Here is a 10759-nt window from a genome sequence, read left to right as displayed (position 1 = left end):
GGCCGCTAGGATCGGGAGCAGGTCATGAGTACTCGCAGCAGGGGCAAGCGCCTCGCCACCGGGATTACCGCGGCCGTGGGCGTTGGCAGTTTCGCCGCTGCCGGCGTGGCGGCGGCTGCCGTCTATGCTGCAACGCCGTCCGTGATAGCCAGGACCACCCACACCCAGGACAGCAGCACCCAGGACAAGAGCACGCAGGACAAGAGCACCCAGGGGAGCACGCCCAAATCCGGTTCTTCCCGCTCTGACGGCGACGACTACGGAACCCGCAAAGACAACAGCACGCGCCGCTCCAAGAGCTATGGCAATAACGGCAGCACCAGTCCGGTCCAGCCCGGGAACGGCGGCACCGTCCATGGCAGGTCCTCGGGGTCCTGACGTGGACAGCGTAGATGTTTCCGGTACCGGGGTTGCTGGTTCCACCACCACCGGCGGCGCAGCAGCCTCCGTCGACACCATAACTCCGGAAGCCACAGCAACTCTGGAAGCCACTGCAACTCCGGAAACCACAGCGCAATCCAGCTGGACAGTCTGGCAGTTGGACGCATCCGTGACCGTTACCGATCCCGGCAAGCTTGCCGCGGCGGAAGCCATTGTCCGCGGCGTGGTGGCCGCCGTCGACCTCGCCTGCAGCCGTTTCCGCGGCGATTCTGAACTGGTGCGGCTCCAGCCGCGAATGGCGTCGGGCGTCAGCGTAAGCCCACTGTTCCGGCTGCTCCTGGAACGCGCCCTGGACGTGGCGGAGATGACCGGCGGCGATGTGGATCCCACGCTCGGGGCAGACCTGGCAGCCCTGGGCCACGGCCCGGGGATGCAGGGCCGGCCCGGGCTGCACAGCGTGCCGGTGCCGGCGCTGCCCGCGCCGTCGCCGCACATCCCGTCGCCGCCCGTCCCTGCTCCCAGGCTCCCGGGCTGGTCCCGCGTCACACTCGATTCGGCCAAGCTGACCGTACCGGCTGACCTGCGCCTTGACCTGGGCGCGTCAGCCAAGGCTGTCGCCGCGGATCTTGCCGCCGCTGAGGTGCACCGGAAGCTGGGCTGCGGGGTCCTCGTGGGCCTGGGCGGCGACCTTGCGTCCGCAGGGCCGGGACCCACGGTGGAAGGGAACCCGGGCCAGTGGCAGATCCTGGTTCAGGACCTTCCCGCAGACCCAGCCCAACAAATCTCTTTGGCGCCGGGATATGCCCTGGCTACGTCCAGTACCCAAAAGCGCCGCTGGACGCACGAAGGGACGACCGTCCACCACATCCTTGACCCCCGCTTTGGCCTCCCGGCCGAAACAGTTTGGCGTTCGGTGACCGTGGCGGCCCTTACCTGCCTGCAAGCCAACGCGTTCAGTACTGCTGCCATAGTCCGCGGCTTCGCGGCCCTGGAATGGTTCCGGGCCGAAGGGATCCCGGCCCGGCTCGTGGACAGCAGAGGCAGGGTGACAACCACCGGTGGCTGGCCGGCCGGTGGCTGCCACCCTGCCGCAAACGCTGCAGGCACCAGCGCTGGAAGCTTCACGGCCGGTGGGGGTGTCCGCCATGGATGAAGCGATGTGGGCCTTTGGCCGCGTCAGTGGGTTTGTGTCCCTTGCCCTGTTCACCGGATCCGTACTGCTGGGGATCCTGAACCGGTCCGGCCGGCCGTTCATGGTGCTGCCCCGGTTTTCCATCAGCCTCCTGCACCGGAACATCTCCCTGCTCGCCACGGTCTTCCTGGGGCTGCACGTGGGCTCCCTGCTTCTTGACTCCTACGCAAAATTGAACCCGGTGGACATCGTGGTGCCGTTCCTTGGTTCTTTCCAGCCGTTCTGGCAGGGGCTGGGGACGGTGGCCCTGGACCTTGTCCTGGCTGTGGTGGTGACGGGGCTGCTGCGCCACCGGATCGGGCTGCGCAGCTTCAAGGCCGTCCACTGGCTCAGCTACGGCGTGTGGCCGGTGGCAATGGCGCACGCCCTCGGCAACGGCACCGACGCCTCAAGCGGCTGGTTCCTCCTGCTGGCTGTGGCGTCCGCGGTGGCTGTTGCCGCGGCCCTGCTGTGGCGGCTGAGCCCGTCCTTCCTCGAGACCTCGCATGCCAGGCAAGGAAACCTCCCGTGAGCCGTGACATACACCCCCAGGTGGCCCCCGGGATCCAGCCGCAGGTGTCCCGGAAGGGCCACGATGACCCCCACAACAGCGGTCACCGGCCGGCATCCCGGGACAGCAGCCACCAGGAGCCGCGCCTCCTGGCCGCAGGCCCCGACGCAGGGTGGGCCCAGCACCTGGACACCTTCGGGCCCTGGGAGCCGCAGCCTGCCGCGGGCGGCCTGCTGGAGGCGCTGGCGGTGGCCGGACTGACTGGCCGGGGTGGAGCCGCCTTCGAAACCTGGCGCAAGGCCACGGCGGCCGCCGGCCCGGGCAGGAAGGGTTTGTTTTCCGCCAAACCTGTGGTGATCGCCAACGGCGCCGAAGGCGAACCGCTCAGCTTCAAGGACCGGACGCTCCTGGCCCATGCGCCCCATCTCGTCATTGACGGACTGTTGGTCCTGGCCGCTGCCCTGGGCGGCGCCGGCATGTACGTCTACGCGCCGGCGGCCAGCCTGCCCCGCATGCGGCAGGCGCTCAAAGAGCGCCCGGGGGCCGCGAAGATCCGCCTGGTGGAGTCACCCGAAACGTTCATCTCCGGGGAGTCGAGCGCGGTGGTCAACATGATTGCCAACGGTGCCGCCGTGCCCACGGACCAGCGCGGGCGCCTCAGCGAGTCGGGACTCAACGGCCGCCCCACCCTGGTGGCCAATGTCGAAACCCTGGCCCAGGTTGCCCTGATCGCACGCTATGGGGCGCAGTGGTTCCGCCAGGCCGGCACCGCAACGGATCCCGGCACCCGGCTGGTGTCCGTGTCCGGCCCCGCCCCGGTCCGGGATGTGGTGCTGGAGGTGCCCGGCGGCGTGCAACTTTCCGCGGTCCTCAAGGAAGCGGGGATGGATCCCGCCTCCTTGTCCGCCGTCCTGGTGGGCGGCTACCACGGCCGGTGGGTACGCCCCGGGGCACACGCCATCTCGCCCGCGGGACCGCCGGACAGGACCGCCCGGCCGGGTGCAGGAGTGATCCATGCCCTGGACCTGCAGGACTGCGGCATCCAGGCGACGGCCCGGATTGTCAGCTACCTCGCCAACCAGTCCGCCCGGAAATGCGGGCCATGCATGTTCGGCCTGCCGGCCATGGCATCCGTCCTGAACAGGATTGCCGGAGGGGAACGCAATCCCCGCTTGGCCTCCGAGCTGGACCGCCTGGGGCGGCTGGTTTCCGGCCGCGGCGCATGCCGGCATCCGGAGGGAACCACCGGACTGGTCAGCAGCGCCCTTGAGGTGTTTGCCCCGGACTTCCGGGCCCACCTTTCCGGATACTGCACGGGCCCGGGAGGCGCAGCGGCATGACGACGTACCTGCACATCGACTGGACCAGCTGTGACGGCCGGGGCCTGTGCACCGAACTTCTTCCCGGCGTGCTGGACCGGGACGACTGGGGGTATCCCGTGGCCCGCGGCAAGGCGGGCCGCGAACGCACGGATGTGCCCCTGCGGGAAGCCGACCGGGAAGCCGCCCAGGAGGCCGTCTTCCTCTGCCCCAAACTGGCACTGAGCCTGCACGGGCGGACGCCGCAGCAACCGGACCAGCGGCTGCCTGGCCGGTAGGGGCCAGGCCTGACACTAAGATTGCTGTGTGGCTGGGCTGATCAAACGTGAAGATATCGACGAAGTACGCCAGCGCACGGACATCAAGGAAGTGGTGGACGGCTACGTCACGCTCAAGGGTGCCGGGCTGGGAACCTTCAAGGGTCTGTGCCCCTTCCACGACGAGCGCTCGCCGTCCTTCACCGTCCGTCCCCAGGTAGGCCGCTACCACTGCTTCGGCTGCGGCGAGGACGGTGACGTCATTGCCTTTGTGCAAAAGCAGGACCACAGTTCCTTCCAGGAAGCCGTGGAAAAGCTTGCCGCCCGGATCGGCTACGAGCTCCGCTACGAGGACGGCGGGACCGGGCCCAACCGCGAGGAGGTGGGCCGCCGCCAGCGGCTCCTGGACGCGCACAAGATCGCGGACGAGTTCTTCCGCGCCCAGCTGCTCACCCCCGGCGCCGCCGAGGCCAGGAATTTCCTGTTTGGCCGGGGCTTTGACAGGGCAGCGGCAGAACACTTTGGCTGCGGGTACGCCCCGCAAGGGTGGGATGCCCTCCTGAAGCATCTCCGCGGCCGCGGTTTCACCGATGCCGAGCTCAAGCTCACCGGGATGTTCAGCGAGGGCAACCGGGGGATTTACGACCGGTTCCGTGGCCGCCTCATCTGGCCTATCAAGGACATGGCCGGCGACACCATCGGCTTCGGCGCCCGCAAGCTCTACGAGGACGATCAGGGCCCCAAGTACCTGAACACCCCGGAAACCACCCTCTACAAGAAGTCACAGGTCCTGTACGGCATCGACCTCGCCAAGCGCAGCATCGCCAAGGACCGCCAGCTGGTGGTGGTGGAGGGCTACACCGACGTGATGGCCTGCCACCTGGCGGGAATTACGACGGCGGTGGCCACGTGTGGCACCGCGTTCGGCACCGAGCACATCAAGATAGCCCGCCGGCTGTTGTCAGACGACGGCACCGGGGGAGAGGTGGTGTTCACCTTCGACGGCGACGCCGCCGGCCAGAAGGCGGCCCTCCGGGCCTTCGAGGAGGACCAGCGGTTCACCGCGCAGACCTACGTGGCCGTGGAACCCACGGGTGCCGACCCCTGCGACCTCCGGCTCAGCCGGGGCGATGAAGCCGTGCACGCCCTGATCCAGTCCCGGCGGCCGCTGTTCGAGTTCGCCATCCGCACCACGCTGAAGCAGTTCAACCTGGACACCGTCGAGGGCCGCGTGCAGGGCCTGAAGGCATCCGTGCCCGTGGTGGCGGCCATCCGCGACGCCTCCACCCGCACCGGCTACTGCCAGGCGCTGACCGGCTGGCTGGGCATGCCGGACCCCAACGAGGTCCTGCGCCTGGTCAATGCGGCCGTAAAGCGCGGAGACACGGGGCGCCCCGCCGCACCCGGCCAACAGCAGGGGGGAGGGGCTGCCCACCCGGCCACTGCCAACTCCGCCACCGCCCAGGCCGGCGGGCCCGGCGTGGCTGCCGGGCCGCCGTCGGGCGCTGTGCCCTCCTACCACCGCCCCGACCCGCGGGACCCCGTGGCGTCCATGGAACGGCAGGCGCTGGAAGTGGCGCTGCAGCAGCCGTCGCTGCTGGCCGGTGGGGTTTGGGAGCGGTTCGCCGCCGCCAGGTTTGCCACCCCCGCCTTCCAGGCCGTCCATGACGCCATGCGCGCCACCGGCCCCGGGCTTGTGGGCGATCCCGTGCGCTGGGTGGAGCACGTCATGCACGAGGTTCCCGAGCCCCTCCGCCCGCTCGTCTCGGAGCTTGCCGTGGTGCCGCTGCCTGCCCACACGGAGGAAGCCGTGCTGAAGTACTGCCGCGACATCCTGTCCCGGCTTTTCGAACTCCAGATCACCCGCGTCAAGGCGGACAAGATGGGCCAGCTGCAGCGCCTGGACGCCGCAACGGATCCGGAAACCTACCAGCGGCTCAACCGTGAACTGATGATGCTGGAGATGGAACGCAGGGCACTGCGCGCGGAGACGTAGGCGGGAGCCTGGAGCGGGCGGGCGTGGCAGAGGTCACCGGCCGCCCGATTTCGTTTCCGCCGCAGGTGTTTGCTAGGCTAATACCCGCTTCATTCCTCCTTAGCTCAATTGGCAGAGCATTCGACTGTTAATCGAAGGGTTGCTGGTTCAAGTCCAGCAGGAGGAGCTTCCAATCCCCGTTCCGGCCTCCGGAACGGGGATTTTTTGTCTCCCATATGGGGCGTGTGGGCCCGTGAAACCGCCGATTTCCCTTGGGCCGGAATCCTTTGCTAATGTCATACCTGCTTCATTCCTCCTTAGCTCAATTGGCAGAGCATTCGACTGTTAATCGAAGGGTTGCTGGTTCAAGTCCAGCAGGAGGAGCGCTACGAAAAATCCCCGTTCCTCCACCCGGAGGAACGGGGATTTTTTCTTTCCGCGGGGCGGGAAGCCGGGCTAGACGAAGTCCATTTCCACTTGCAGGAATCTTTCGGCCTCGGCAATTGCTGCCTCGAAGGCCTCCTTCTCGGTAGGTGACTTCCGGGGCTCGCGGGGGTTCCATTCGTGCGGAGCGGAGTGGATCCTGACAAAACCGGCGTCCGGCGGGGCGTAGAAGATGCCGAACCGCTGCACGGGCCATTCCGGCGAGGTCTCCGGCGCCACCAGCAGGGCTGCATTGAAGGCGGGGTTGAACCATTGGGCGATGGGCCGGCGCCGGTCTTCGGTGAACAGCCCGGCCGCGTACAGTGCCGCCGACTGCTGGCCCGCCTGCGCGCACAGCCGCTCCCACCACAGTGGCAGGATTCGGGCGTCGCACCGTTGCCATGTGGCCGGAAGTGGCGGTTGGTTCTGCCAGCTGGACACGGGATTATTTTATCCCTGCAGGCAGCCGCAGGGGCAGGGAAGGCCGCCCCGGTGCGGCATGTCGGTCAGCGGCGGTTCCTGCGCCCGCGCTTCCCTGGTCCGCCCTTCCCCGGTCCACCTTTCCCTGGTCCAGGGTTCACGCGGTAGAGGAGGGCGGCGCCTGCCAGCATCCCCAGGACGATGCCGATGGCAGGGTTGCCAAGGGCGCGGCCGGCGAAATAGCCCACGACGGCGCCAAGCACCGCCCCGAGGAAAAGTCCCCTGCCGTTGCGGTGCGGTTTGCTGCTCATGGGCTGCCTTTCACAGGACGGCTGGAACGTGGAGTGGATTGACGGGGCTCAGTGGATCGGAGGGGCTCAGTGGATTGAAGGGGCTCGGTGGATTGAAGGCACTCAGTGGATTGAAGGCACTCAGTGGATTGAAGGTACGGTGCGCGGCCGGACCACCAGCCAAAGGGCGGCGATGGCCAGCAGGATGCAGGAGGCCTGCACCGCACCCATCGGCGCGGCGCTGGTGATGCCCAGCCAGCCCACCACGGGCGAAATCAGTCCTGCCATGAGGAACGTGGCCGCACCCAGCAGCGATGCCGCAGTCCCGGCCTGGGCCGCATGGCCCGCCAGCGCCAGCACCTGCACGCAGGGGAACATGAAGCCCGTGCCCAGGATGTAGAACCACAGCGGGACCATCACGCCCCACAGCCCACGGCCCGCCCGGTCGAACACCACGATCAGCAGGCCCATCAGGAACATCCAGGCGGTGGCCCCGGCCAGGATCCATTGCGGCGGGACGATCCTGATCAGCCGGGCACTGGTCTGCACGCCGGCCACGATGCCCAGGGAATTGATGCCGAACAGCAGCCCGTACTGCTGGGCAGAGAATCCGAACACTTCCTGGAACAGGAAGGGGGAGGCGGAGAGGTAGGTGAAGAGGCCGCCGAAGTTGAAGCCGGCCACCATCAGCAGCCCCACGAAGGTCCGGTCGCTGAAGAGTGCCTTGTAGCGCTGCCGGGCCGTCATGCCGCTCTGGCCCCGCTTCTCCGGCGGAAGGGTTTCACGCACCAGGAGGAGGGCGGCCACGATCACCAACGTCCCGTATACCGCCAGGAACACAAAGATGCCGGGCCACGGCATCACCAGGAGCAGCTGTGAGCCGATGACGGGGGCCAGGATGGGTGCCAGCCCGTTGACCAGGGACATCCGGGAGAACATCCGCACCATGGCATAGCCGGAGAACAGGTCACGCACCATGGCCATGGCCACCACGCCGCCCCCGGCCGCGCCGACCCCCATGAGCACACGGAAGACTCCCAAGGTGGCGATGTCCGTGGACAGGGCAGCACCCAGGGAGGCCGCAATGTGCACTGCCGTGGCCAGGATCAGCGGGGTCCGCCGGCCGAACCTGTCACTGAAGGGACCCACCACCAGCTGTCCAAAAGCAAAACCGACCGTTGTCCCGGCCAGGGTGAGCTGGACCTGCGCCTCGGTTACCCCCAGGCTTGCCTCCAGCGCGGGAAAGGCCGGCAGGTACAGGTCGATGGTGAACGGGCCGAGGGCCGTGAGGGCGCCCAGGAGGAGGATGTACAGCAGCTTGCGGCGGCGGCTCAGCAGGTCGCCCGGATTGGGGGGATTGGTCACGGAGAACAATCCTAGGCCCGGCCACGGCAGTTTTTGCAGCGTTGTAGGCCGCGCCGCCCGGCAAGCCCCCAAGTTCGCCCTGAACCTGAATGGTAGTTTGGGTGGCGTGGACTGTGCGGCTGCACATTTCCGCAGTAGACGGAAGCAGTATGTGACCCATGAGACCAGTAAGGCGGAACCGATGAGCGGACGTCACAGCGGGCGTACCAGCCCCGGATTGCGTATCACTGCGCTGCCCGGGACGGCAAGACTCCTATTCCGGTTGGCGCCCCGCCAGCTCAATGACGAGATCGCATTCGCCAAGATCGAACTCAAGCGCAAGGGAATCCAGGTCGGCGTGGCTGCGGCCTTTTTCGCCGTGGCGCTCCTGTTCCTTGCCTTCCTGGTGGTGGGCCTGATTGTCGCAGCCATCATGGGACTGGCCACCATCATGCCCGCCTGGTTGGCAGCCCTCCTGGTGTCCGCCGCTTTCCTGCTGGTGGCCCTCATTGGCGGACTGGTTGGCCTCGCGAGGTTCAAGAAGGCCATGCCGCTGATGCCGGAGGAAACCATCCGCGGCATCAGGCACGATATCGGCGTGGCCCGCGAAGGGTCCGCCTTCAACCCGGCTGTGCTGGATCCTGAAAGCCCGGAGGGCAAGGCTGCGAAGGCCGCCAAGGCTGAAGCAGCTGCCAAGGCCAAGGCCGAGAAGGCGGCAAAGGCCGCCGAGCACGACAAGGAATTCCCGCACGCATCCGAGCCCGAGCTTGTCCGCCGGCTCAGCCAGCGGCGCCACCACATCACCGAGGTCCGTGACGAACTCGGCGTGGAGCTGGACCTCAAGACGCAGGCCCGCTACGTGCTGGCCGCCGCCCAGGTCAAAGCCCGCGAGAGCCAGGTGCTGGCGCAGCGCGGTGTGGAGGCCGCTGGGCAGAGGTTCGCGGCGTTGTCCGGATCCGCGGACCTGTCCACGCGGTGGAAGCCCCTGGCAGCTTTCGTGGCAGCCGGAACCGTCCTGGTGGTCCTCCTCCGAAAGCTGCTCCGCTCCAACTAGGCCGTTTCCGCTCAACAACTCATGACCGAAAGACCGCCACGCGGCGCAGGAAGGAGAGGGGGACGGGTGAAGTTCATTGGTGCAGGTGCCCGCCCCGGCCGTCCGCAGGTGGACCACGACCTCGTACTCACCATCCCCAACCTGCTCACCGTGGTGCGGTTCATGGGCGTTCCGCTCTTCATGTGGCTCGTCCTGGCCCAAAAGGAATATGGAGCCGGCGTGGTCGTCCTGGCAATTATGGCCGGAACGGACTGGATCGACGGCTACATTGCCCGCCGCTTCGACCAGGCCTCCAAGCTCGGCAGGGTCCTTGACCCGATCGCCGACCGGCTGGCGCTGCTCGCCGTAGCGTTCACCCTGGTGATTGCCGGCGTCGTGCATTGGCTGTACCTGGCCGCGCTGGTAGTCCCCGACGCCGTCCTGCTGGTCCTGACGCTCTCCCTTTTCCGCGGTCACCCGGATCTTCCTGTCAGCGTGGTGGGCAAGGTTCGGACCGGGCTGCTGCTCCTGGGGACGCCGCTGTTGGTCCTCTCCCGCCTGGACACCGGCTTCGCCGGCCAACTCTTCATCGCCGCCTGGGTGGTGCTGGGCCTTGGCCTGGTTGGCCACTGGGTGGCCGCCTACAACTACTTCTGGGCCATCCTGCGAAAGGGCAGGGAACTGAAACAGCACGACGGCGGGAACGGCTGATGGTGTGGGTTGCCGTCGGCCTGGCGGTGCTGGGCGCCTTCTGCCTGGCCTTGGGCGCCCAGCGCCAAGGCAGCGCTGTCAAAGCCGACACCGGCGGCCTCGCCCTGAGTTCCAACGGGTTCCTGCGCCTCCTGCGCAACCCCCGGTGGATGTTCGGGCTCCTGCTGCTCTGCACCGGAATGGCCATGAACGCGGTGGCCCTGGTCTCCGCGCCGCTCACCGTGGTCCAGCCCATCGGCGCCATCGCCCTGGTGATCACCACCGTGGTCAACGCCCGGGACCAGGACCTGACCATCAACCGTGCCACCACCGTGTCCATCGCCGCATGCGTCACCGGCTCGGCGCTCTTTGTCCTCCTGGCGGTCAACGTCACCCAGGAGAGCCACCACGTCAGCCTGGCGGACGAACTCACCATCGTGCTGCTGCTCGCCCTGGCGGTGGGCCTGTTCGGCACGCTGGCCGTGATGTTCAAGCACCGCATGAACGCGTTCGTCTACATCCTCGGCGCCGGTATCCTGTTCGGCTTCGTCGCGGTCCTGACCAGGATCATCGGCAAGCACCTCCTGGACCCCAACGGCCTGTTCCTGCTGAACGTGCAGTGGTACTCGGTGGTGGCCATCGTCGCGGCCGGCGGCCTGGGGTCCTGGTTCGTGCAGAGCGCTTACTCCACCGGTCCGCCGGACCTGGTGATTGCCGGCCTCACGGTTGTCGACCCCATGGTGGGCATCGCGATCGGCATCATCATCCTGGGTGAGCTGCGTCCCGACGTCCATGCCGTCATGGCGATTGCGATGGGAACGGCCGCCTGCCTTGCTATCGTTGGGGTTATCGCCCTTTCCCGGCACCACCCGGAGGTCACCAAGCGCAAGAAGGACGCTCGGAAGGCCGCCGGCAGGCCGTCCCACTAGCCCATTCCAGCAATTC

At 67.6% G+C, this 10759-nt stretch carries 12 protein-coding genes and 2 tRNA genes; 11 read left to right on the top strand and 3 right to left on the bottom strand.

What is annotated here, in order from left to right; genetic code table 11:
- Positions 1–24 precede the first annotated feature (24 nt).
- From AC6JAM_RS01760 to AC6JAM_RS01725, 8 genes are all read left to right on the top strand, one after another.
- Complete coding sequence (locus AC6JAM_RS01760) at positions 25–378, top strand: hypothetical protein (RefSeq protein WP_056390000.1); 354 nt, start codon at positions 25–27, stop codon at positions 376–378.
- A gap of 1 nt (position 379) precedes the next feature.
- Positions 380–1534 carry an FAD:protein FMN transferase gene (locus AC6JAM_RS01755; protein ID WP_497933867.1) on the top strand — a complete coding sequence of 385 codons (1155 nt, stop codon included), beginning with the start codon at positions 380–382 and terminating at the stop codon, positions 1532–1534.
- On the top strand, positions 1527–2084 hold the full coding sequence (locus AC6JAM_RS01750; RefSeq protein ID WP_223994590.1) for a ferric reductase-like transmembrane domain-containing protein: 558 nt from the start codon (positions 1527–1529) through the stop codon (positions 2082–2084). The genes AC6JAM_RS01755 and AC6JAM_RS01750 overlap by 8 nt, the downstream gene beginning before the upstream one ends.
- Complete coding sequence (locus tag AC6JAM_RS01745; RefSeq protein WP_497933866.1) at positions 2081–3403, top strand: NADH-ubiquinone oxidoreductase-F iron-sulfur binding region domain-containing protein; 1323 nt, start codon at positions 2081–2083, stop codon at positions 3401–3403. The genes AC6JAM_RS01750 and AC6JAM_RS01745 overlap by 4 nt, the downstream gene beginning before the upstream one ends.
- On the top strand, positions 3400–3660 hold the full coding sequence (locus AC6JAM_RS01740; RefSeq protein ID WP_497933865.1) for a ferredoxin: 261 nt from the start codon (positions 3400–3402) through the stop codon (positions 3658–3660). The genes AC6JAM_RS01745 and AC6JAM_RS01740 overlap by 4 nt, the downstream gene beginning before the upstream one ends.
- A gap of 28 nt (positions 3661–3688) precedes the next feature.
- Complete coding sequence (gene dnaG, locus AC6JAM_RS01735) at positions 3689–5635, top strand: DNA primase (RefSeq protein ID WP_497933864.1); 1947 nt, start codon at positions 3689–3691, stop codon at positions 5633–5635.
- 93 nt (positions 5636–5728) lie between these two features.
- Positions 5729–5801, top strand: a tRNA-Asn gene (locus AC6JAM_RS01730).
- A gap of 124 nt (positions 5802–5925) precedes the next feature.
- A tRNA-Asn gene (locus AC6JAM_RS01725) sits at positions 5926–5998 on the top strand.
- A gap of 72 nt (positions 5999–6070) precedes the next feature.
- On the opposite strand, the gene AC6JAM_RS01720 is transcribed toward AC6JAM_RS01725, so the two are convergent.
- From AC6JAM_RS01720 to AC6JAM_RS01710, 3 genes are all read right to left on the bottom strand, one after another.
- Complete coding sequence (locus AC6JAM_RS01720; protein ID WP_018771642.1) at positions 6071–6478, bottom strand: hypothetical protein; 408 nt, start codon at positions 6476–6478, stop codon at positions 6071–6073.
- A 65-nt stretch (positions 6479–6543) separates the two neighbouring features.
- Positions 6544–6807 carry a YMGG-like glycine zipper-containing protein gene (locus tag AC6JAM_RS01715; protein ID WP_497935869.1) on the bottom strand — a complete coding sequence of 88 codons (264 nt, stop codon included), beginning with the start codon at positions 6805–6807 and terminating at the stop codon, positions 6544–6546.
- 81 nt (positions 6808–6888) lie between these two features.
- On the bottom strand, positions 6889–8112 hold the full coding sequence (locus AC6JAM_RS01710; RefSeq protein WP_497933861.1) for a multidrug effflux MFS transporter: 1224 nt from the start codon (positions 8110–8112) through the stop codon (positions 6889–6891).
- 181 nt (positions 8113–8293) lie between these two features.
- Between AC6JAM_RS01710 and AC6JAM_RS01705 the strand changes: the two genes are divergently transcribed.
- The 3 genes from AC6JAM_RS01705 (at position 8294) to AC6JAM_RS01695 (ending at position 10743) form a co-directional block, all read left to right on the top strand.
- Entirely contained in the window at positions 8294–9145 is an 852-nt protein-coding gene (locus AC6JAM_RS01705; RefSeq protein WP_026266129.1) for a phage holin family protein, read from the top strand.
- A gap of 66 nt (positions 9146–9211) precedes the next feature.
- A complete protein-coding gene (locus tag AC6JAM_RS01700; protein ID WP_018771646.1) occupies positions 9212–9835 on the top strand; it encodes a CDP-alcohol phosphatidyltransferase family protein in 624 nt (207 codons plus the stop codon).
- On the top strand, positions 9835–10743 hold the full coding sequence (locus AC6JAM_RS01695; RefSeq protein ID WP_018771647.1) for a DMT family transporter: 909 nt from the start codon (positions 9835–9837) through the stop codon (positions 10741–10743). The genes AC6JAM_RS01700 and AC6JAM_RS01695 overlap by 1 nt, the downstream gene beginning before the upstream one ends.
- Positions 10744–10759 lie beyond the last annotated feature (16 nt).

It is taken from the genome of Arthrobacter sp. GmRoot5-12 (assembly GCF_059739365.1).
The sequence above is the reverse complement of the archived record's forward strand: the minus strand, read 5'-3'. Positions and strand labels throughout refer to the sequence as shown.